General features: G+C 41.9%; 22 protein-coding genes and 1 tRNA gene. 13 read left to right on the top strand and 10 right to left on the bottom strand.

Annotated features, from left to right (window positions below):
- Nucleotides 1-408: 408 nt before the first annotated feature.
- Entirely contained in the window at nt 409-609 is a 201-nt protein-coding gene (locus tag GX654_10875) for a twin-arginine translocase TatA/TatE family subunit (GenBank protein ID NLD37359.1), read from the top strand.
- Between the two features lie 54 nt (nt 610-663).
- Here the strand turns inward: GX654_10875 and GX654_10870 are convergent, their stop codons facing one another.
- Complete coding sequence (locus GX654_10870; GenBank protein ID NLD37358.1) at nt 664-1,083, bottom strand: single-stranded DNA-binding protein; 420 nt, start codon at nt 1,081-1,083, stop codon at nt 664-666.
- 176 nt (nt 1,084-1,259) lie between these two features.
- Here GX654_10870 and GX654_10865 point away from each other — a divergent pair, with 176 nt between their 5' ends.
- From GX654_10865 to GX654_10820, 10 genes are all read left to right on the top strand, one after another.
- Complete coding sequence (locus GX654_10865; GenBank protein NLD37357.1) at nt 1,260-2,909, top strand: ribonuclease J; 1,650 nt, start codon at nt 1,260-1,262, stop codon at nt 2,907-2,909.
- Nucleotides 2,906-5,113 (top strand): DNA translocase FtsK, encoded by a 2,208-nt coding sequence (locus GX654_10860; GenBank protein ID NLD37356.1) that lies wholly within the window; start codon nt 2,906-2,908, stop codon nt 5,111-5,113. The genes GX654_10865 and GX654_10860 overlap by 4 nt, the downstream gene beginning before the upstream one ends.
- Nucleotides 5,114-5,271: 158 nt before the next feature.
- On the top strand, nt 5,272-5,955 hold the full coding sequence (locus GX654_10855) for an outer membrane lipoprotein carrier protein LolA (protein ID NLD37355.1): 684 nt from the start codon (nt 5,272-5,274) through the stop codon (nt 5,953-5,955).
- A 14-nt stretch (nt 5,956-5,969) separates the two neighbouring features.
- Nucleotides 5,970-6,584, top strand: coding sequence for a bifunctional metallophosphatase/5'-nucleotidase (locus GX654_10850; protein NLD37354.1), 615 nt, complete (start codon nt 5,970-5,972; stop codon nt 6,582-6,584).
- Between the two features lie 21 nt (nt 6,585-6,605).
- Complete coding sequence (gene miaA, locus GX654_10845) at nt 6,606-7,526, top strand: tRNA (adenosine(37)-N6)-dimethylallyltransferase MiaA (protein NLD37353.1); 921 nt, start codon at nt 6,606-6,608, stop codon at nt 7,524-7,526.
- Nucleotides 7,527-7,745: 219 nt separating this feature from the next.
- Nucleotides 7,746-8,900, top strand: coding sequence for a hypothetical protein (locus GX654_10840; protein NLD37352.1), 1,155 nt, complete (start codon nt 7,746-7,748; stop codon nt 8,898-8,900).
- A 39-nt stretch (nt 8,901-8,939) separates the two neighbouring features.
- Nucleotides 8,940-9,482 carry a CDP-alcohol phosphatidyltransferase family protein gene (locus GX654_10835; protein ID NLD37351.1) on the top strand — a complete coding sequence of 181 codons (543 nt, stop codon included), beginning with the start codon at nt 8,940-8,942 and terminating at the stop codon, nt 9,480-9,482.
- 256 nt (nt 9,483-9,738) lie between these two features.
- Nucleotides 9,739-10,059: a hypothetical protein gene (locus GX654_10830; GenBank protein NLD37350.1), complete on the top strand. Its 321-nt coding sequence runs from the start codon at nt 9,739-9,741 to the stop codon at nt 10,057-10,059.
- Nucleotides 10,060-10,256: 197 nt separating this feature from the next.
- Entirely contained in the window at nt 10,257-10,718 is a 462-nt protein-coding gene (locus GX654_10825) for a MarR family transcriptional regulator (GenBank protein ID NLD37349.1), read from the top strand.
- 58 nt (nt 10,719-10,776) lie between these two features.
- Entirely contained in the window at nt 10,777-12,195 is a 1,419-nt protein-coding gene (locus GX654_10820) for an MATE family efflux transporter (GenBank protein NLD37348.1), read from the top strand.
- Between the two features lie 71 nt (nt 12,196-12,266).
- Here GX654_10820 and GX654_10815 read toward each other — a convergent pair whose 3' ends face one another.
- A complete protein-coding gene (locus tag GX654_10815; GenBank protein NLD37347.1) occupies nt 12,267-12,623 on the bottom strand; it encodes a DMT family protein in 357 nt (118 codons plus the stop codon).
- A gap of 22 nt (nt 12,624-12,645) precedes the next feature.
- Nucleotides 12,646-13,095, bottom strand: coding sequence for a hypothetical protein (locus tag GX654_10810; protein ID NLD37346.1), 450 nt, complete (start codon nt 13,093-13,095; stop codon nt 12,646-12,648).
- A 474-nt stretch (nt 13,096-13,569) separates the two neighbouring features.
- Between GX654_10810 and GX654_10805 the strand changes: the two genes are divergently transcribed.
- Nucleotides 13,570-14,157, top strand: a complete 588-nt coding sequence (locus tag GX654_10805) for a hypothetical protein (protein ID NLD37345.1) — start codon at nt 13,570-13,572, stop codon at nt 14,155-14,157.
- Between the two features lie 153 nt (nt 14,158-14,310).
- On the opposite strand, the gene GX654_10800 is transcribed toward GX654_10805, so the two are convergent.
- Nucleotides 14,311-14,904: a lipid-binding SYLF domain-containing protein gene (locus GX654_10800; GenBank protein ID NLD37344.1), complete on the bottom strand. Its 594-nt coding sequence runs from the start codon at nt 14,902-14,904 to the stop codon at nt 14,311-14,313.
- Between the two features lie 113 nt (nt 14,905-15,017).
- Complete coding sequence (locus GX654_10795) at nt 15,018-15,167, bottom strand: DUF4197 domain-containing protein (GenBank protein ID NLD37343.1); 150 nt, start codon at nt 15,165-15,167, stop codon at nt 15,018-15,020.
- A 241-nt stretch (nt 15,168-15,408) separates the two neighbouring features.
- Between GX654_10795 and GX654_10790 the strand changes: the two genes are divergently transcribed.
- Nucleotides 15,409-15,494: transfer RNA gene (locus GX654_10790), tRNA-Ser, on the top strand.
- A gap of 233 nt (nt 15,495-15,727) precedes the next feature.
- Here GX654_10790 and GX654_10785 read toward each other — a convergent pair.
- The 5 genes from GX654_10785 to GX654_10765 all read right to left on the bottom strand — a co-directional run bounded on the left by GX654_10785 (nt 15,728) and on the right by GX654_10765 (nt 21,868).
- On the bottom strand, nt 15,728-16,597 hold the full coding sequence (locus tag GX654_10785) for a tetratricopeptide repeat protein (protein ID NLD37342.1): 870 nt from the start codon (nt 16,595-16,597) through the stop codon (nt 15,728-15,730).
- 1 nt (nt 16,598) lies between these two features.
- A complete protein-coding gene (locus tag GX654_10780; GenBank protein ID NLD37341.1) occupies nt 16,599-18,452 on the bottom strand; it encodes a protein BatD in 1,854 nt (617 codons plus the stop codon).
- Entirely contained in the window at nt 18,452-19,660 is a 1,209-nt protein-coding gene (locus GX654_10775) for a tetratricopeptide repeat protein (GenBank protein ID NLD37340.1), read from the bottom strand. Before GX654_10775 ends, GX654_10780 begins: the two co-directional genes overlap by 1 nt.
- A gap of 127 nt (nt 19,661-19,787) precedes the next feature.
- Nucleotides 19,788-20,891, bottom strand: coding sequence for a VWA domain-containing protein (locus GX654_10770; GenBank protein ID NLD37339.1), 1,104 nt, complete (start codon nt 20,889-20,891; stop codon nt 19,788-19,790).
- Nucleotides 20,813-21,868: a VWA domain-containing protein gene (locus tag GX654_10765; protein ID NLD37338.1), complete on the bottom strand. Its 1,056-nt coding sequence runs from the start codon at nt 21,866-21,868 to the stop codon at nt 20,813-20,815. The genes GX654_10770 and GX654_10765 overlap by 79 nt, the downstream gene beginning before the upstream one ends.
- Nucleotide 21,869: the final 1 nt, after the last annotated feature.

The raw sequence follows: 21,869 nt of genomic DNA, 5'->3' as shown, positions 1-21,869 counted from the left end.
ATTATGAGTCATTTTTAATAATATAGAGCCTGCTTTTTACTGATCATGCAGGAAATATGCCTGAAACACATTTTGATAAAAGACCATTGATTAAGTTTAAATTAGATGGCTAAATTCATGATTTAATTGCTTAAATTATATTAATAAACCCGCCTCTGCTTTACTTGCCTGTTTGATTTAATAAGCAGTAATTAGCTAATACGTCAAAAAATAAACCTGTTTAATTCTCATCCGAACGCCTTATTAATACCAGATAAAATAAATTTCATCAAAACAGGATACAGGGTTTCTTGACTTGTATGGGTGATGGTGCTATTTTCCAGCTCTCTGAAATTTTATTTCTATCATTTGGTGTTCAGACTTATCAATTTCAGGCCACTATGGTGGCCGCTTTAAATGGAGGAAAAGATGTTTGGTATAGGCATGCCGGAACTTATAATCATCCTGATAATAATTCTTATTATTTTCGGTGCAGGAAAACTCCCTGAAATAGGTGCAGGAATCGGAAAGGGCATAAGAAATTTCAAAAAGGCCACCACCGATAAGCCTGAAGAGATCTCCTATGATGACGAAGATAAGAAAGAAAAAAAGATAAAAGACGAAGAGTGATATTTACCCGGATTATATCTTTAGGTTAAAGATTTAATCCGGGTTTATTTTTACCTAAAATGGTATCTCATCATCAGGGATGGATATCGGCTCTTCAACAGGAGGACGTTCATTCATCCTGTCAGCAGTATCACCCTCTTTATGTGCCGAACTCAGCATCTGCATGGTGCTGGCAATTATCTCTGTAGTATATCTTTTTACCCCTTCTTTGTCTTCCCAGGCCTTTGTCTGTATTCTGCCTTCTATATAAACCTGTTTGCCTTTATGGAGATATTCACCGCAGATCTCTCCAAGGCGTCCGAATGCAACTATCTTATGCCATTCAGTTTTTTCCTCTTTGCTACCCTCTTTGGTAGTCCACTGTTCTTTTGTTGCCAGGCTGAAGTTGGCAACGGCTGTTCCTGACGGGGTGTATCTTACTTCAGGTTCTCCGCCCAGATTCCCTAATAAAATTACTTTGTTTACACTTGCCATTTGTATTCCCTTCAAGAAAATAAGCGTTTAATATTTTATGGATTATATAGTATTTATTTTTTAAAAACTATACATACTGGCTCAACTGAAATCAAGCCATTTATGGAACATAAATCGTATTGACTCAAAATTGCATTCAGATTAAGGTATGCCTCAAAAAAATCACAGGGAATTTTATGCTGAAGATAATACCTCTTGGAGGGATGGGAGAGATCGGACTGAATATGATGGTTATTGAATATGATCAGCATATTATTGTAATAGATGCAGGTCTGATGTTCCCCGATGATTATATGCCTGGCATAGATATGGTTATCCCTGACTTCAGTTATCTCACCCTTAACAAAGAAAGGGTAAGGGCGGTTATACTTACGCATGGGCATGAAGATCATATTGGCGCAATGCCTTTTCTGTTAAAGGTGCTGAATGTCCCTGTTTACGGGACTAACTTTACAATAGAGCTGTTAAAGTCCAGGCTTACCGAGTATGAATTACCCGAACAGGCATTGTTGAATAAAATCGAACCGGGTGATATGTCGGAGATAGGCCCTTTTAAGATTGAATATATAAGGGTAAATCACAGTATAATCGATGGAGTAGGGCTTGCCATTGATACACCGGAAGGAATAATAATACACACCGGTGATTTCAAGATAGATCACAGGCCTGTAGATGGTTATTTTACTGACATAAACAGGTTTTCATATTATGGTGGGAAAAATTGCCTTGCGCTTTTTTCAGATTCCACAAATGTTGAACGTGAGGGCTATACATTAAGCGAATCAGATGTAAAAGAGACCCTTGAGAATATATTCAGACATTCTGAAGGACGCCTGATAATTGCTGTTTTTGCCTCTAATATCGCAAGGATACAGCAGATAGTTAACCTGGCACAGCAATATGGCAGAAAGATCGCCCTGAGCGGAAAAAGTATGAAGGCCAATGCGGCCATTGCAGCTAAACAGGGGCTGATGAACATCCCTGAACAGATAGAGATAGCGGAAAAGGCCATAAAAAATTATCCTGATCGTGAGATCGCCTTAATTACTACAGGGAGTCAGGGGGAACCCATGTCATCTTTAACCAGGATGGCAAACGGGAATCATAAGGATGTTATCATAAAAGATGGTGATACAATAATCCTCTCTTCCCGGTTTATTCCGGGTAATGAAAGGGCGATTACCTCCACAATAAATAACCTTTACAGAAGGGGCGCAAGGGTTATTTATGAAAAGGTGTCAGCTATCCATTCATCAGGGCATGCCTACCAGGAGGAATTAAAGCTTATAATCAACCTGGTAAGGCCAAAATATTTTATCCCGGTGCATGGTGAATACAGGCATCTTGTAAAACATATAGAGCTTGCAAGGTCTACCTGCATCCCCTCTGAAAATACGATACTTGCTGAAAACGGGGATACCATCTGTTTTGAAGAGGAAAAAGCATGGCTTGATGGAAAGGTGCATACAGGGAGGATGCTCGTTGATGGCAAGGGGCTTGGTGATATTGATGATACAGTCATAAGAGACAGGTTAAGGCTAGCAGGTGACGGTGTTGTAATAGTCCTTCTTGTGATTGATGATCAGACAGGCGAGATATTCTATGGGCCTGATATTATTTCAAGGGGTTTTGTATTTGAAGATGAGTGCGGGACCATACTTGATGATGCACGGCAGCAGGTGCTGGATTTTCTTTCTGAATTTAAAAATCTTGAGCATATGGAGTGGTCAGATATAGGTTCTGATATAAAAAGGCTTTTGAAACGTTATTTTTACAGGGTCGTTGACAGCGGACCATTGATACTGCCCATTATTATACCAGTATGAGAAAAATGGATAAAAAAACAAAAGAAACAGACTATATGTCAAAGGATTTTGCTCCCATAAGGAAGGAGATCAGGGGGATCGTCTTTTTACTCCTCTCCCTAATACTTGGTATGAGTCTTTTCACCTATCATACCCAGGACCCCCTTTTCTGGATCAGGACAAGCAGCAGCGGGGAGGTGCATAATCTTTTCGGGACAATAGGGTCCCATATATCAGGTTACTCCTTTCATCTGATCGGGTTTTCTGCATTCTGGCTTGTTGCAGTGTTCCTCATAGCCTCATTCCTCTCTTTAACTGGAAGGCATCTTGTCCCTCCTCTGGGATACATAATTGCCGTAATTATCCTGCTTATATCATTTTCAGGCATAATGAGCCTGCAATCCCCGGGAATGGTTGAGTTCAGGGGAGGGGACATCAGGAGCGGGGGGCTCTTGGGTTATTTTGTAGCGAATTTTTTTTCAGGGTTGCTTAACAATTTTGGCGCAGGTCTTTTGCTCTATGCCATCTTCATTGTCTCGTTCATGATATGTACCCGCATATCATTTGGCTGGCTTCTATCAAAACTCTTCCTGTGGATGGTATTCACATATAGAAAGATAAGAGAATACCGGACCAAAAAGATAGAAAAGAGCCGCAAAAGCCGTGTAAGAAAGACAATTATAGAGGTAGAAAAGAACAAACCCAAGGCAAAGGTAAATATCATTGAACCAAAAAAGGAAGAGGTTAAAAAGCCTGAGCAGGAGTCCTTTTCCTTTATGAACAAGGCCGGTTTCAGGCTGCCGACCGCTGAGCTCCTTGATGACCCTCCAAAAGATAAATGGGCAGTGGTTCAAAGGGAAAGCCTTGAGATGAATGCAAGGCGGCTTGAAAAAAAACTTGAGGACTTCGGCGTACACGGTGAGGTTGTTGAGATATCACCAGGCCCTGTTATTACCATGTATGAATATAAACCGGCTCCGGGTATAAAGATCAGCAAGGTGGCAAGCCTGGCTGATGACCTCACTCTTGCCTTAAGGGCCCCAAGTGTACGCATTGTGGCGCCTATCCCTGGAAAGGACGCCATAGGTATTGAGATAGCAAATAACAAACGTGATCATGTCTATCTTAAAGAGGTCTTAAATTCTAATGATTTCAAGGACTCTAACAACAGGCTTACCATTGCCCTTGGTATGGATATAACAGGCACACCTGTAATTACAGACCTTGTAAAGATGCCTCATCTCCTTGTTGCAGGGGCCACAGGCACAGGAAAGAGCGTATCCCTTAATGCCATGATAAACAGCCTGCTTTTTAAACTGACACCTGACGCAGTGAAATTCCTTATGATAGACCCTAAACGGATAGAGCTTTCAGTATACAAAGATATCCCGCATCTTCTACACCCTGTTGTGACAGAACCCAAGGAGGCAACGCGGGCCTTAAGATGGGCTGTGCAGGAGATGGAAAGGCGTTACATGCTGCTCTCTGACAGGGGTGTAAGAAACATAGATGCCTATAACAAAAAGATCATCAAACAGAAAAAGGCAACAGCTGTTGGCGGCGATGAGGGCTTAGGTGAGCCGCTCCCATATATTATTCTTATTATTGATGAACTCGCAGACCTCATGATGGTTTCAACAAGGGAGGTGGAGGAATATATAACACGCCTTGCCCAGATGGCAAGGGCCGCAGGTATCCACCTTATAATAGCAACACAGAGGCCGTCTGTTGATGTGCTTACCGGTATTATAAAGGCAAATTTTCCTACAAGGATATCCTTTCAGGTAAGCTCAAAGGTGGATTCAAGGACCATCCTTGATACAAACGGTGCCGAGCATCTGCTTGGCGAGGGTGACATGCTCTTTATGCCGCCCGGTGTAGGAAAGCTTACAAGGATACATGGCGCCTATATATCAGAGGATGAGGTAAAGAGGGTGACAGACTTTATCAAGGCACAGCTAAAACCTGATTATGATTCAACCATTGTTGCACAGGTATCAAAGGATGAAGAGGAGATAGATGATGAGCTGGAAAAGGATGAAAAATATGAGATGGCCGTTGACATGGTTATCAAGTCCGGCCAGGCATCCATCTCCATGATACAGAGGAAGCTCAGGGTGGGATATAACAGGGCGGCACGGATGATTGAGATCATGGAAAGGGAGGGTATAGTCGGCCCTTCTGATGGGGTTAAGGCAAGGGATGTTTTTGGAAGAAGGGAATAATATATAGCTTTCAGCGATCAGCTGTCAGCTCTCAGCTTTCAGCTAACTTTTTGTTCTAAATGTATTTTGCTGAAAGCTGAAAGTATAAGCTGATCAAAAAACTGTTTTAAATAGAAAATGATAAAAAATAAATAAGTTATAAGGAGTGTTTTACTCTGATGGCAAATTTAAAATATACAAAATTAATAACTGTAATTTCACTAATTCTTTTTACTGTGCTGATTTCACCTGTAACAGGCGCAGAGACAAAGGTCAGCCAGGTTCTGGACAGGATTCTTGAAACACACAGGCCATATTCAGCCGGCATGTCCGTTCCATACCGGCGGAAGATACTTACCAGGTCTATGGCAATGCTTGATGACATGGGCTCTGATATTGCGTCAGGCACCTTCTTTTTTAAAGAGCCTGATATGCTAAAGGTAGAACAGAAAGAGCCTGTTATAGAGTATGTCATATCAAATGGAAAAAAAATCTGGTTCTATGAACCTGAAAAGAAGACTGTATCAAAGATAGATAGTATAGGGAGATCTTTATCCATAATCAGCATGATCTTTACAGGGCTAAAAAATCCTGAGGAGACCTTTAATGTCTCCATCCTTGAACCGGATGGGGCGGACTACTATGAACTTACCCTGATCCCTGATGAAACATGGGAAGAGATAGATAATATCAAGATACTTGTTTCAAAAAAGGATTACATTATTAATCGTATAGAGATAATTGATATCACGGGCAACCTTACCAGGTTCAAGCTCGGTGCATTTGAACAGAAGAAAGGGCTTGAGGCCGGTTTCTTTGAGTTTGCTGTGCCGGATGGTGTCAGGGTGATAGAAGAAGAATAAATCAGGATTTAACCTTGCCGGCCATTTACATAGATCTGGATGATGTTATAGCTGATACCACATGCCGCTACGTGGAGATAGTAGAGCGGGAGTTTGGCAGAATAGTTGATTTTGAAAGCATAACCACATTTGATCTGAAAAAATCCTTTTCACTAACTGATCATGAGTTTGACTATTTTTTCCGGCTTGTTCATGAGCCTGAAATTATCCTGGAGCTTAAACCTTTTGAAGGAGTGCTGGATGAGCTTAATAAATGGGCAGGGCTGGGGTATGAGATATCAGTTATAACAGGCAGGCTTACATCAACCTATGAATCAAGCCTGGAATGGCTCTCGCGATATAAGGTGCCCTTTGATTCATTCATAATGGTTGATAAGTACTCAAGAGCTGTTGTAGATAGAAATATCGCTATTTCACTTGATCGTTTCTCTGAAATGGAGTTTATCATTGCAGTTGAGGATTCTCTTGATATGGCCAGGTTTATAAATCAGAGAATGAACACAAAAGTCATTCTCTTTGACAGGCCATGGAACAGATACGCGGGGTATCTGCCCGGTATAAGAAGATGCAAGGCATGGGATGAGATTGGTATGCTGAATCCATTTCCGGCTCTTTATACTTCAAAGTAACACTAAGATTACATCAGTCATATGAATACAGATAAAAGAAAAATAGTTATTATCACAGGCCCGACTGCTACAGGAAAGAGCTGCCTTGCTGTAAAACTGGCCCTTGAATTAAACGGAGAAATAGTAAACTGTGATTCCATGCAGGTATATAAAGGCATGGATATCGGCACTGCAAAACCTGCTCATTCCGAAAGGATGGGCATACCTCATCACCTGATCGATATAGTAAACCCTGATGAGGAGTTTAATGCATCCCTGTACAGGGAGCATGCACTGCATGTTATACATGATATCTTAAATAGAAACAGGGTATGCCTTGTTGTCGGTGGCACTGGGCTCTACATCAAAAGCCTGCTGGGCGGTCTGTTTGACTGCCCTCAGAGTGATCCTGATATCAGGGCTCGTCTACTCAATGAATATGATAAGCAGGGTAAAAAAGCCCTTTATGAAAGGCTTAAACAGGTTGATCCTGAATCTGCTGCCACTATTCACCCAAATGACAGGGTACGGGTTACAAGGGCCATCGAGGTATTTGAATTAACCGGAATGCCATTTTCAAAAATGGTATCAGGCCATTTATTTGCTGACTGCGGATTTTCAACCCTTAAGATGTGCCTTTTTATTGAAAGGGATATCCTTTATGAACGCATAAATGCCCGAAGCGCCAGCATGTTTGAATCAGGCATTGTTGAAGAGACAGAGAGACTTCTTAACAAAGGTTATGCACCTGATCTTAAGCCATTAAAAAGTATAGGTTACAGGCATGCAATAGAATATCTTCAGGGCAGGGCAGGGTATAATGAATCAGTGGATTCTCTCAGGCAAGACACAAGGAGATATGCAAAACGACAACTCACATGGTTCAGGGCAGACCCTGAAATGATATGGTGTTCACCGGATAATCATGCTGAAATTCTTAAAAATATTAAAGATTTTATTTGACTGAGTATTTCCTTTGGGTGATTATTGTATTCTTGAATAGCATTAAAGGTGAAATCTAAACCTGCCGTCATGCCCGCGTTGGCGGGCATCCATTGGTTTTGGTCTTTGTCTTACAAGTGGTTTTCCGCCTTTGCGGGAGTGACAAAAGCAGGTTCAAATTTAGTAAAATCTTTAATCTATAGCTATTATTAGTTTTTAAACCTTTTGTTTTGGGCAGGAATGATAAAAAATACAAAAATACTCATCACTTTATCTGTTCTGATATTTTCATTAGTTAGTTATGGGGCTGATAAAAGTGAAAGCGGCATACTGGTTGTCGGTTCAGGGGCAATCATAAAGGGGAATCTTTCAGAGGCACGAAGGCTTGCCATTTCAGATGCCCATATGAAGGGGATTGAGTCCTATCTTGAAAAGAGACTTGGAAGCCAGGGTATGGCCAATTATTTTAAAAGCATTATAAATGAAATAATACCTGGCTCAACTGATGTTATTCAAAATTTCCATATACTCGCAGAAGATGCCGGCGCTAAAACCTTAAAAATACTTGTTAGCCTGAAGGTTAATGAAAAGCTTATGGAAGAAAGGTTATTTAATGCCGGGGTGATCACCTTTGAGGGTGCATCATTACGTATATTATTTCTTGTCGCTGACAAAACCAGCACTGATAGGCAGCCATACATATGGTGGGATGACCCGGAAAATAAGATTAACCTCGCTCCATCCGAACTAATGCTATACAGATTTTTCCAGGAACGAGGGTTTGACCCTATATACCGTGTCAACAATATGCCTGATGGCGGGTATAACCCTGAACTTTTCAAGGCCGTTCTTGCTGATGAGGACGCCATCATGTGGGGAAAATCATATTCAGCAGATGTGGTAATTACCGGCAAGGTGGAAAAAAATGATTTTAATACATTGATTGTGGGTATAAAGGCAATCCAGGTTGAAAACGGGTCTATCCTCTGTAGCTATAACCGTGAACAGTTGCCTTTAAGCGGGCCGGAAGAGTCAGTGGACAGCAATGAGGTTATACTTGAAAAGTTCATTGCCGGCGGTGTTTCAGAAATAGCGCCTGCCATATTGAAAACATTCAAAAAAGCAGAGCAGAAGCTGACCAGTTTTGATCTTGCCATAAAAGGTTTGCTAAACCTAAAACAGTTAACAGGCTTTATATCATTCCTGAAGGAGAGGGTTAGCGGGGTTGTCTCTGTTTTACCCTCAAGGATTTCAACCGATATAATAACTGTTACAGTTGAATACTCCGGGGAAAGAAAGGTTTTTATTGAGAAACTGAGAACTAGTAATGATATACCATTTGCCGCGCAGATCGGCATTGATGAGGAAGGTTATCTCACTGTTACAGCCCTATGATTTCAGGTTTGTTAAATTTTCTGGAGGAGCAATATCTGTATGACTATTCCGAACATAATAACAATGATAAGGATTTTGCTTACCCCTGTCTTTGTGATCTACCTGATAAATGACCGGCTCATAGCCGGGCTGATAATACTGATAATTTGCGGTATAAGCGATGGTCTGGATGGTTTTATCGCAAGGGTCTTCAACCAGAAAAGCAGGCTGGGCAGCTATCTTGACCCGCTTGCAGACAAGATAACCCTTGTATCTGCATTTGTCGCCCTTGCCATAAGGGGTTTTGTGCCATCATGGCTCTCTGTTGTTGTTATTTCAAGGGATGTGATGATCCTTATCGGTGTTGTAATACTGTATCTCACAGGTGTTGTGCTTAACAATATTAAACCTGTAGCCTCAAGTAAAATCACCACATGCTTTCAGTTTATTACAGTAATAGCAGTACTCGCCAGTGAATACCTTGTTTCTTTCAAGGATTATTATCCCTATCTCTATTATGCTACCGCTGTTTTTACTATCATCTCTTTTTTACAGTACCTGTATCAGTGGTCAAAGCTGATGGTTGGTAAGGTTGAAAAGTAAGCACTATATTTATTGTCTTACAGGAAACAGTGACTATTTACTCTTTAAACTCAGGAGGCAAGAACCTATGACAGTTGATAAGATAATTATTACAAACTTAACCCAAGTTCGACAAGTGAGAAAAAGGCAATTGGAGGTAGGGTTATAAGTGGTTGAAAATATTGAAGCGTGATAGTTATGCTGAAAATAAATTTTCAGTGAAAGCTGCGTAAGCTATTGATATTATTAGAAGCGGCTATCTGAAACGTCATTTGTAGTGTCTGAACGATATATTATTATGCTTGGCATACCCTCTCTACACCCCTATAGGAGACATGACAGACCTCTTGTAACCCTGGCCCTGGCAGTAGATAAAGAGGGGTTTCCTAAACGAAGCAAGTTGCTGGAAGGCAACATATCTGAACCTGGCACACTGGAAGGCATGCTTAATGAGTTGCTCCAGTCTATGGATGGGGAAGCTGGCCAAAAGACTATTGTTATTGATGCTGGTATTGCATCTGAAAAGAACCTGGAGATTATCAGGCAAAAGGGGTTTAAGTATAATGTAGTGGGGAAAATCTGGCCTGATTTTCCCTAACATGCTGTTTTTATTGCAGCTTCTTATTTTTCTTGTCGAACTTGGGTTAATAGAATGGATTGCTTTTAAATTTTGACGTTTAAAGGGTTTTCCCCTCTTTACATTTTCTTTTCAAAAAGTATTTGAAAAAAGCCGAATAGTATAGTAAATATACTGTACAGTATGTGAATTATTATATGTTTTAAGGAGTATCTGTTTTGCAGAAGGATTTAATCAGTAAGGTTGTTGCTGACCTGTTTTCCATCCCCACTTTTTCATCAAGGATTGTCAGAAGCAAATTTACCAAGGTAGCGCTGGCAAATATTGAGGTCAGCCTGACGCCTCTGCACTGTGAGATATTAAAGCTGCTTTCCGAAGAGGGGAGCCTCCCGGTGTTTGAGATCGGGAAACGGCTGGTCCTGGCAAAGGCACACATGACCCAGCTCATGGATAAGCTTGTTGAAAAGGAGATGGTGGTGCGTGAACCAGACCCGAATGACAGGAGGGTAACAAGGATAACCATCTCTGAAACAGGGAGACAGGGGCTGGATTCGCTGCACAACACCATAAGTGATGCTCTTGAAGAGGCAGTCTCATCATTAAGTGAAAATGATCTTATGGAGCTGTCAGCATCACTGGATAAGATCAGGAATATCCTGCCCAAGATGATGAATTCATAAGGCTATAATAATCCGATATTACAGACAATTTTAAAAAAGGTTCAAGGAATTAAATTTTATGAAGAAGATTGATAAAAACTCACTTGATAGCGATCATGTATGCAGGTTGCTGTTTATATTTACTCTGCCCGCCTTTTTTGCAATGGCGGTCCATACACTTTACAACGTTGTAGATACCATCTTTATCGGGCAGTATGTAGGCCCATACGCCATTGCCGCTCTCTCACTGGTGTTTCCTGTTCAGATACTTTCAATTGGTATAGGGCATATGGCAGGCATGGGCGGCGCTTCATTGATATCAAGATCCCTTGGCGCCGGTAAAATACAGCAGGCTGAAAAGGCAGTTGGAAACTCAATAATGATCACGGCGGTATTATCCATTCTTGTTACCATCCCAGGTCTCATTAATGTGCCCTTGTTATGCCGGTGGCTGGGAGCGACAGATAATACCATTGTGTATGCCTCTGATTATCTCTTTGTAATACTTATTGGTATGCTCTTTATGACGTTTGGTATGACCCTGAGCACCCTGATAAGGGCGGGCGGCAATGCAAGGGTACCTATGATAGGCATGGTCTGTAGCGCCGCATTGAATATTGTTCTTGATGCCATATTTATAATTACCTTTGGAATGGGTGTAAAAGGGGCTGCCTGGGCAACAGTTATATCTCAGGTCTTATGCACCATCTATTTTCTAGGATACTATTTCTGGGGAAAGCCTGCCTTAAGCTTCAAGTTAGCTGACCTTTGGCCGGACTGGAAGATCATTAAGGATATCTTTGCAATAGGCGTTTCAGCACTGGGCATGACACTTGCCGGAAGCTTTTCAGCGATAATCGTTAACCGAACGGTTGTTTCTTATGGCGGGGATATGGCTATGTCTGCCTATGGAATTGTCAACAGGGTTATGATGTTTGCCATTATGCCTTCAATAGTGGCAGCGCAGGGGCTTCAACCTATCATTGGCTTCAACTATGGCGCGGGCCGTTTTGACAGGGTAATAAAGAGCATCAAGATAGGGACCTTTGCAACTACATTGATTGGGGTTCTTGTTTACCTCTATGTATTTTTTAAACCGGAATCTGTAGTAATGATTTTTACTGCCGACAGGGAGCTGATAGATATCGCATCCTATGCGGTTAAACGTGTCTTTTGTGTAATGTATCTGATCGGGCTCATAAATGTCGGCGCAACTGTTTTCCAGTCAATAGGCAAGGCTGTTCAGTCTTTTTTATCAACTGTAACCAGATCCATACTGTTTCTGCTTCCGGCTATACTTATAATGCCCGGTTTCATGGGGCTGGACGGTGTGTGGTGGGCCTTTCCTATAGCGGATTTATTAACCTTTGCGCTGGTTTTATTTATGCTGGCCCCCCTGTGGTTTGAATTAAAAAGGCTGAACTCAGCAGCAAAAGCAGTATCCAGTGAACCCCTGGTTCCAGACAGCATTGAAGGCTCTTCCCAGGCTGTTGCCTGATATATAAAAGCAACTTTAATATGCAGTGGTGTAAACCTTATCACCATTGCATATTTATCTGTATCAATCTTTTACGTCCCAAATAACCTGCTTCTGAAAACAAAAAATACAGCGCACATAAGGCATACCCCTGCATAGAGGTAATCCATGGTTAGCTTTTCTTTTAAAAAGAATATAGAGAATGGGACAAATATGAACAGGGTAATTATCTCCTGGATAATCTTAAGCTGTCCTACAGAGAGTATTGAATGGCCTATCCTGTTTGCCGGGACCTGCAGCAGGTATTCAAAAAGGGCAATGCCCCAGCTTACAAGGGCTGCAACAACCAATGGTTTATGGTTAAGGTTTTTAAGGTGCCCATACCATGCAAATGTCATGAAGATATTGCTGCAGCAGAGCAAAAAAATAGTAATAAATAAGCGGTTCATATTAACACACAATAACAGGTTTTTAATGATTTTCCCTTTTTTCCCAGTGGTATTTATCCTCTTTTACACTGATCCAGTAAAGGCGACCTGAATCCCTCCAGGGGTCAAGCACGATTCCTTCAAAAAAATCTTTTCCCTTTGCTGTAACCACAATAGTATTATGTTCACGGAACTTTTTCCCCTTATCGGCTACAGCCTCATGAAGGTTAAAGGTTTTAAGGTCAAGGGTTTTAAACTGTTTCAAAAGGTCTTCAGCCCATTCAAAACATAAACCCCTCTCCTTTAAACCTATATTGACCAGTATATTATGTATATGAGGCTGACCAAAAAGTCTGTATTCATTCGCAAGTATCAAAGAATAGAGTATTCCTGTTTCCGCCAATAATTTTGCCTCAGCCGGGTCTGTTTTGCTGCCCAGTGCAGCAAGGTCATGCTGAAGAGCCTTTATTTTTTTCAGTGTTTCCGGGGGCAACCCCTGTAAGTCTCCTTCCAATATTCTGGGGATGCCTCTATGAGAGGTTGCACAGGAACATAAAAGAAAAACAAAGAGTAAGGCCATGATATTTCTAAATATTATACTTATATCCATCTGCTTGAAATTGTAAATCATTATATATTCCTGATTATTATCGCTTTATTATTGGATTTATGGATACGCATATCTGTATGGTTTAATAAAGATTAATGGATCTTAAAGTGCAGGCTGCTTTTTTCCTGTAGTGTATTTTGATGTCATTTCATTAGTCCAAATATTATCAGAATCCATATATCTCTTATCGGATATGGTGTTCTACTTATAAAAAAATATATCAGGCTGCCCATTATATGACAAGATTTAAAAAATCAATCTCTTAAAAAGGTTTAATTTGTATAAACTGAAATTTATTTTTAGCTTTTGAATATTTTTAATGCAACTTTTCAAACATTCGCCCTGTATAAACAAATAATGAAAACAATAACTCCAAATATCCTGATTAGGTCAGACAAAGAGGGAGGTGTTTACAGGTACAATTATATTCAGCCATACCGATTTTTACTCTCTTCTCTTGTAACTGATGAAACAGGTAAGGTAATAGGTGAACTATTTCTAAAGGTGGATGATTTCATCAACCATGAACTTTATTACAGAGGTGTAGCCGATAGCATAACTGACATCTTAAAACCCATATTCGGCTTTATGGCTCTTTTTTCAGGCATGTTTCTGTGGTTCCTGTTACCCGCCTGGGTCTATACCGATGCAAGGCAGCGGGATGTAAGTAAACCCGGTTTGTGGGCATTTCTTGCGCTGATATCTCTATTCTTCGGGCTTACAATCTATCTGCTTGCAAGGCCAGAAAACTACAGGAGCTTTTACTGCCCGCAGTGTGAAAATGAGCTTAACGGCACAAAGGCATTCTGCCCCCATTGCGGTTTTGATCTGTCAGGCACGTTCTGCAGGCAGTGTCAATATCCGGTAAAACAGTTATGGCAGTTTTGCCCTAATTGCAGGGCTGAATTAAACGAACCGGAAAATAATAAAGAGGTTAATCCCTAAAAAAACCGGCCGGGAGGAGGGTTTTCTCCCGGCCTTTCTTTTTAAATGGAATTAATTCTAAGCTAAAACATTAATTGGATAATATAGAACAATTAAGCAGATGTCAATAAGTTAAAGATGAAAATATTGTAAATAATTTGTAAAAATTCTCTGTTATTTACGCCTGACTATTGGCTTAAATTTGAATTTCTGACCACCTACCGATACCTCATACATAAGGCCGCCTTTACTGTGAACAAAAATCGCCATACCTTTGTAATAATCGGTTTCAGCCTGCACCCCTGTTCTTGGTCCTGAACTTGCCCCTGCACTACTGCCGTGAGTGCCTGCCTGAACCCCTGCGCCAGCTGTAATTGCTGTGGCTTGTACAGTGGCGTCAAATTCAAATGTGTCGCTGGTAAATTCATCATAGGCGCGTTTATCTTCAAAGAATATGATCTCGCTGAATGCCTTGCCTCCTGCCTGTAACCCTATAGAGCCTTCAATGACTGAGACCCTTCCGGTTACAACTCCACCTCTGTAAACCTTACCTTTACCATAAGAGCCACCGACTATCCATCCTGCCTTGCCTATTGTAGGAAATACGGCATAACCATAGCTGGTATTAAAAAATTTTTGTAACGCCTTTGATTCTTTAAATAACTTAATGGTATTTGCATAGTTTATATCATTATCCGCAAAGGAAAAAGGGGAGAGAGCAATCAACAACCCAATGGATAATATTAAAATGTATTTCAGCTTTTTCATAATTATCTCCTTATTATTAAAAAAAATTATGCCGGAAATCGGACTATTTAGCAAACCATATAAGAATTTTGACATCCATGATAATTTATATTCTAGATTTTGTTAAGGGATTCTCATATTAAAAGCTCCTTATCCGCGATCTTTTTAAAAATTCCTGACATGGCCTCTTCTGCAACATACTCGCGAAGCTCCTCCTGGGTTATATACTTTAGTCTGGCGGCCTTTTGCCGGGTAACTTGTAACCTGGTTTTTACCTCTTCCACCTCTGATACTGTCTTTTCAGCATTTTCCAGTGCCTTGAGCAGCTTGCCATATCTTTGACACCATCAACAAATGAGGTACTGCTGTAAAAAATCACTGAAATTAATATAACAAAAATAATGCAGATGGGTGCAAAAATAGGTGAGCCCTTGTCCTCTAGTCAATAATACTTTTTTGTGTTTTAGTTTTTTTATTGCTTGATATTTTTGCATTTTAGTAATATATGAAGCACAAATTTAATCTGGAGGAATGGCCGAGTGGTTTAAGGCGGCGGTCTTGAAAACCGTTGAACGAAAGTTCCGTGGGTTCGAATCCTACTTCCTCCGCCACTTTTTTCTCTGACACACCACAGAGTTACTAAAAATCAACTGTTACCATTAAGATACCCCTGACATTGAGGAATAAATAATAGTTATCCAAAAACTGGCGTTTTTGGTTGAAAACAGTCAACCTTTAGCATTCAGCTTCCTGTCTCGCAATAGCCTTGTGCGACAGCTGATCAGTAAAGGAATTCAAGATGCTCTTATAGATGATCACTGACCGCTGAAAGCTGAATCAACATTTACCTCACAAGCTCAACATCTTTAGCCTGAACCCAGCAGGTACGTGAGTCTGCCAGTTCAATCTGAAACCACTCTCCCCTTGCTTCAATGAGTGTAAATTCTGTGCCTGCATGCAGCGGCTCCATAAAGCTGGGCTCATAGGTCTCACTGTTTCCCTTGCGTGCAGTTGTTTCTGTGGTCAGGATTACGCCCGGCCTTTGTTTTTTAAGTAAATATTCATCAGCGGCAAGAGACCCGCAGAAAAGGATAGAGACAAGGGCTGATGAGGTTATCAGCCAGAAGAGGAATGGTTTTTTGAAAAATATCCTGACACATGCGGATACCCAGAAGATGGCAAAGAATAATGTAAAAAGCATTAAACGGCTCTTTACAGAGAGGTCATAGTGCCAGAAGAAGAGGGTCTTCATCACCTTTGTCTCCTGTTTTTCCTCTATCCTGTCTATCCTCTTTGCCCTTGCATAGGTGAGGTTTTGTTTGAGGTTATTATCATCAGGCATATATTGCTCTGCCTTACGATAATTCAGAATGGCCCTCCCGATATCGTTCATCCTGAAATATATGTTACCCAGATTATAATAAATTTTACCATTTTCTATGCCCCCCTCCTTTATGATGCGTTCATAGCGCATGGCGGCCTTTTTATACAGGGTCATGGCATGGTCATATGATGTGCCTGCGGCCGTATCCGCCTGCCTGAAAAGATCACGCGCCTCATTGTAGAGCTCAGATATGGCGGCCCTGTCCAGTGCATCAGCATGTAAAGAGGATGAGACAGCCATTGAGAAGAGGCAGACCGCAGAAATCATAAGCACAGATATAAAACCGCTCTGAAAATATTTGTTTACCTGATTTCTGATATTATTCGTCATTTTATTTAAGCCTCTTTTCAAGTTCTGTTGCAGCATCAAGGACTTTTTTAATCAGTGAAGAATTGTCCTTGAATGTTATATCCCCTGCATATGCCCCTGCCTCACAGGAATAGAAGATACCCTTTACCTTCTCAATGATCTCATTTTTCATGACAGAAGATTCAAGTTGTTGCTTTACATCTGCAAATGTGAGGGCTCCTGTTGATGTAAGCCTTAGTTTTATACCGAGGTATTCCCTGAATGAATCAAGCACTATCCCGCATGCCTTTTCAGGCGTTGCCTTTTCAGCATCATGAAGTCTTTTTTTAAATACTGCAAATGCCTTCTTGGATAATATCTTTAAAGGATCATTATTCCTCTTTCGTGAGATATAGACTCCCGAAAACAGAATAAGATAGAGGAAAGGCGGGGTAAAAAGCAGGTAGGGCCAGGGACCGTTTAAAAAACAGGAAATGGGAGACAGATACTCTCTTTGAATAACAGACATATCCTCATAGCTGAATGCGATCCCCTTTTTTGATGTCTCTATGCCCGCTCCATTTATACCTGTTTCAGCAGCGCCCTCAGCATCAAGGAGTGTTACAACCCTTGTCTCATTTACTGTAACTGGTATGGGGGCAGAGAGCGCAACAAGGTATTCACCCTTTTCAGTGTCAAAATATGGGAGTTCGTAAGCTGGTATCTCCCTGACATTGGAATTGAGAGGCCTTATGGTCTGGGTAAAGATCTTTTCCTTTCCTTTTATCTCTGCGCCTGCCCTTTCATCAGGTATCCTGAAGCTGTTTTTAAATGCAAGCTGCTCTTTCAGGGGCGGTAAATCAATATGTTCAAGATATGGAGGCCCGCTGATTTTGACAGTAAAGGTTACAGGGTCACCGATATTTATATTTAGAGGAGTGGCGGAGGTTTCTATATTGTATTTGCCTATATGACCTTTAAAATTGGCCGGTCTCCCTTCTATGGGCAGTTCCAGTACCCTGAGCGAAAGGGTGTTGGAGGGTACAACCACTGTGCTGTAAACACCCCTGCGTGAAGAGCCAAAAAAATCGTCATCAAAAAAGCTGGAAAAGGGGTCGTTTGACCTTCTTGAATAACCGGTAAGGGCAGAGCATGTTACTGTAGCCTGTTCAATGGGTATTATGCCAGCCTTTATGGGGATAAGCACCTTTTTAAAGGATATGGTTGTATAACTCTTCCCATCCAGTGTGCCTTGTCCCTCTTCACCTATGGCCTCGCTGTCACCAAGCTGTATGCGGTATAGCTTTTTGCCTGACCTTGTATCAACCTCAGGGGTGGCAAAGGTAAAGCGTTTGTCACCCATTAAAGGAAGGGTGAAATTAAAGTCATTCACATTTTTACCTATATACCATGTAACAGTGAGTATAACAGGCTCGCCTGTATAGCATTTCTCTTTTGAAAGCGTGAGCCTGAGTTTGAAGTCATCTGTCTCAGCAGGTTTTCTTGCGACAATAACAAGAGGCTCTGTGCGGGCGGTCATGCCCCCTGCCTTTACCTCTATTGATGGTATCGCAAGCGTGCCTGTCTTTAAAGGTGTAAGCCTGTAACTGAAGACATAGCCCTTTTTATCTTCGCGGGTCATCTGACCGTTTATTATAGATATGGATGAGCTGCTGTTCTGTGAACCACCTGCAAACTGTACCCTGAATCCATCCAGGTGAGAGAGGTCAGGCTCTTCAGGATCCTCACTGCCTGATACCTGAAGCTGGAATATAAATGTCTCACCTGTATAGACCTCTGTGCGCTCAAGTGCGGTTTGCACACTCAGCCCCGATGCAAAGGCATTTCCACATATGATCAATATGGCAAATAGATATATAAAAAGTCTTTTATACATTACCAGTCCCTGTCAACATCCTTGTAACCGCCCGGGGCCCTCATGCGCCGTTCTTTCTTGTTATCCGCCTCTTCATCCAGTATATCCTGGGGGTCTATGCCTTGCTTCTGCATGGATGGCTGCTTTTCATCCTGTTGATCCTCTTTGCCTTCTGCATCCTTTTGTTCAGGCTGCTCTCCGCCATCTTCCTTTTTCTCCTGATCTTTCTGATCCTGCTGCTCCTGGCTTCCCTGTTCACCCTCTTTTTTCTGCTGATCTTTGCCCTGTTTTTTCTGATCCTGTTCCGGGGGAGTGAGCGCATCCTTTAATTCATTTATTGCATTCTCCTGGTTTTTTTCAGCCTCTGATGGGTTCTGGTTTCTTAAGTTCCCCTCTGCTGCAAGCTGCTCTTTAACAGCATTATTCAGATGGGTCAATGCCGGATTTGCCTCTTCCTGTTTCTGTTGTGCAGCCTGCCCCTTTATTTTGTCAGTAAATCTCTGTGTATCCTCTGATATGGCCTTTTGTTCGTTAGCCATCTGATCCAGCCCCTTTTTCTTTTCAGAAGGGGACATATTCTTTTTAGATTGCTCTCTGTTCTTGTTAAGTGCCTCTTCCTGCCTCTTAATGAGCTTCTGAAGCTCTTCTGTATTCTCTTTTGCCTGCTGCGCCTGTTCTTTTGCCGCCTCTTCTCTCTTTTTTATCTCATCAAGGATATTTTTCATCATGAGCCGGACAATCTCTATGTTTTCTGCTGCCTTTTTTAAACTCGGATCAAGCTTGAGTGCATCCTGATAATGCACAACACTCTTCTGGCAAAGCTCCATTGCCTTTTTAAGGTCATTGTCCATCTGGCGCTCTGCCTCACTGAATGCGCAGTTACCCAGGTTAAACCTGCTCTTTGCCTCCATCAAGGGCTCTTTACTCTTCAGGGCAGCCTTTTCAAATGCCTCTATAGCCCCCTGAAAATCCCCCTTTTTATAGAGGGCAGCGCCTTTATTGAAATATATATATGGGGATTCAGGGTCATTAACCCCTGCCTCATCATAGCTTTTTATGGCATCATCATAATTGCCGGAGAGCCACGCCCTGTTACCTTTGTCGATATATTTTGCGGTAGAGTCTGCAAAGGTAATATTGCCTGTTGAGAAGATAACAGTGATGATTATCAGAATAAAATTGATCCTAAGAGACTCCCTGAGAAATAATTTGTTGCCCCTTTTCGTCATTCCCGCGCCCCTCCTCCGCAGTAGTATTGCTAAGGAGGGTGGAAAGGCGGAATTAGAGAAACTATGAGGAACAATGGATTCCCGCCCGCGCGGGAATGACGATCCAGAATTATTCTTGAAGCTCTTTCTAAACATTGCGGGCACCCCTTTTTCTCTCAGATAAAACATACTCGATACATAAAAGGAAAAAGGCAACACTTAAGAATATCTGGAATTTTTCTTCAAAGCGGTTGATGGTCTCTGATTCCAGCTCCTTTTTCTGTGCCCCTGCAATAAGCTGCCTGTAGACTGTTCCGAGATCAATGGTACCTGTTGCAACATTAAAATATTTACCGCCAGGGGTTACATTTACCATCTTTCTTAATGTATCAGCATCAAGCTTTGACCAGACCTCCTGATCATTATATTTTAAAAAGGTCCTTTCACCCTTATCGTTTGTTACCGGTATCCTCTTTCCCTCATTCTCATCCCCAATCCCTATGGCAATAATCCTTACCCCCTTTTCCCCGGCCTTTTTAGCCGCTTCTACCGGAAAGCTGTCATGATCCTCGCCGTCTGTTATCAGGATTATGTCCTTGTATTCCTTTGCCTGGTCATCAAATACATCCGTTAAAAGAAGCCTTATGGCATCACCTATCATGGTGCCACCCCTTGCTATGCTCTCAGTATCAACAGATTTTAGCATGGTCCTGAAAAAACCATAATCCTGGGTTAAAGGGCATTTTATGGCTGCGGTGCCGGCAAAGGCAACAAGGGCTATCCTGTCACCCATGAGCCCGTCTATACAGTCATTGATTGCAAGCTTTGCCCGCTCCAGGCGGTTTGGCACAAGGTCTTCTGCAAGCATGCTTTTTGATACATCAAGCAAAAATACAATATCCCTTCCCCTGCGTTCTATCTTTTCAGGCACGGGGTTCCATGCAGGCCTTGTAAGGGAGAGGATGACAAATGCAGTAGAAACAATAACAAGCACAGCCTTGAAATACCTCTTTGATCTGTCTGTTGAGATATTTATCCTGTTAATAAGCCCTGCCTCAATAAATCGTTCAAGGGCCTTTTTCTTTTTTGACCAGCCGTAAAGGTATACTAGAAAAATAAAAGGGAGCACCCAGAGCAGGTGCAGCATATCTATATTGTGCAGCACAATCCCGTTCATGGTACCCTCCTGAAGAGGGTATTCCTGAGCAGGATATCCAGTATTATCAGAAGGAAACCTGCAATGGCCGGCCATATGAATGACTCCTGATAATCCACATACCGGACAGACTCTATCTCGCTCTTTTCCATTGAATCTATCTCTTTATATATATCGATTAGGGCATCTGCATTGTGCGCCTCACGGAAAAGCCCGCCTGTCTTTTCAGCTGCGACCCTGAGCGCAGTTGTATCAAACCTCTGCCTTGAAGGTACCTTGTATGTGCCAAAGGGTGTCTGTATGGATGTGACAGCCTCACCTCCTCCAATAGCTATTGCATATATCTTGATGCCCCATTCTTTCGCAAGTTCCGCGGCCTCTATGGGGGAGCGTTTACCAAAATTGTTTTCACCATCAGAGAGCAGGACGATCACCTTGCTTTTAATCTCATATCTGCCTGACCCCTCCTTCTCGTCCTTAAGGGTATCCTCTGCCTTTTTAAGACGTGCTGCTGCAAGGGCTATGGCATCACCTATGGCAGTGCCGTCTTCTTCACGTGTCTGCACTATATTAACATTTTTTAAAAAAGCCGGCAGCGCCCCGTGCGCCAGTGTAAGGGGGCATATGGTGTCAGGGTACCTTGCAAAGACAATCATGCCTATAAGGTCATTGGGCCTCCCCTTAAGGCCGCTTGTCCCGCCAAGTACAAATTCCTTAAAGACCTGCTTTACCGCCTCTAGACGGTTCAGGTTTTGCCCCCTGTATTCAAGCTCAGCGTTCATGCTGCCTGAGCGGTCAACAACCATCATTATTGCTATACCCTTGCTTATCTCGCTTATCCTCTCCCTGCCTGTCTGGGGTCGGGCAAGGGCTATGATAATGAGTATAAGGGCTATAATGCGTATGATATCGGGCAGCCTTATAAGTCTTACCTTAATCGATCTTGATGCCTTTACTGCATTCCCGACAGATGAAAACCTTATTGCGCCTCCCCTGTTTCTAAAAAGGTGCATGTAGATCAGGATAGGGATCAAAATCAATAATAGAAATGCGAGTGGTGATTCAAAGTGCATG

Origin of the sequence: Desulfatiglans sp., assembly GCA_012513605.1 — a bacterium.
Classification (GTDB): Bacteria; Desulfobacterota; DSM-4660; order Desulfatiglandales; family HGW-15; genus JAAZBV01.
The sequence above is the reverse complement of the archived record's forward strand: the minus strand, read 5'-3'. Positions and strand labels throughout refer to the sequence as shown.

Excerpts from the sequence above, each read along its gene's own strand:
- GX654_10875 (NLD37359.1), top strand. The coding sequence starts at position 409 with ATGTTTGGTATAGGCATGCCGGAACTTATAATCATCCTGATAATAATT.
- GX654_10870 (NLD37358.1), bottom strand. The coding sequence starts at position 1,083 with ATGGCAAGTGTAAACAAAGTAATTTTATTAGGGAATCTGGGCGGAGAA.
- GX654_10865 (NLD37357.1), top strand. The coding sequence starts at position 1,260 with ATGCTGAAGATAATACCTCTTGGAGGGATGGGAGAGATCGGACTGAAT.
- GX654_10860 (NLD37356.1), top strand. The coding sequence starts at position 2,906 with ATGAGAAAAATGGATAAAAAAACAAAAGAAACAGACTATATGTCAAAG.
- GX654_10855 (NLD37355.1), top strand. The coding sequence starts at position 5,272 with ATGGCAAATTTAAAATATACAAAATTAATAACTGTAATTTCACTAATT.
- miaA (NLD37353.1), top strand. The coding sequence starts at position 6,606 with ATGAATACAGATAAAAGAAAAATAGTTATTATCACAGGCCCGACTGCT.
- GX654_10840 (NLD37352.1), top strand. The coding sequence starts at position 7,746 with ATGATAAAAAATACAAAAATACTCATCACTTTATCTGTTCTGATATTT.
- GX654_10835 (NLD37351.1), top strand. The coding sequence starts at position 8,940 with ATGACTATTCCGAACATAATAACAATGATAAGGATTTTGCTTACCCCT.
- GX654_10820 (NLD37348.1), top strand. The coding sequence starts at position 10,777 with ATGAAGAAGATTGATAAAAACTCACTTGATAGCGATCATGTATGCAGG.
- GX654_10815 (NLD37347.1), bottom strand. The coding sequence starts at position 12,623 with ATGAACCGCTTATTTATTACTATTTTTTTGCTCTGCTGCAGCAATATC.
- GX654_10805 (NLD37345.1), top strand. The coding sequence starts at position 13,570 with ATGAAAACAATAACTCCAAATATCCTGATTAGGTCAGACAAAGAGGGA.
- GX654_10800 (NLD37344.1), bottom strand. The coding sequence starts at position 14,904 with ATGAAAAAGCTGAAATACATTTTAATATTATCCATTGGGTTGTTGATT.
- GX654_10785 (NLD37342.1), bottom strand. The coding sequence starts at position 16,597 with ATGACGAATAATATCAGAAATCAGGTAAACAAATATTTTCAGAGCGGT.
- GX654_10780 (NLD37341.1), bottom strand. The coding sequence starts at position 18,452 with ATGTATAAAAGACTTTTTATATATCTATTTGCCATATTGATCATATGT.
- GX654_10775 (NLD37340.1), bottom strand. The coding sequence starts at position 19,660 with ATGACGAAAAGGGGCAACAAATTATTTCTCAGGGAGTCTCTTAGGATC.
- GX654_10770 (NLD37339.1), bottom strand. The coding sequence starts at position 20,891 with ATGGCCGGCCATTGCAGGTTTCCTTCTGATAATACTGGATATCCTGCT.
- GX654_10765 (NLD37338.1), bottom strand. The coding sequence starts at position 21,868 with ATGCACTTTGAATCACCACTCGCATTTCTATTATTGATTTTGATCCCT.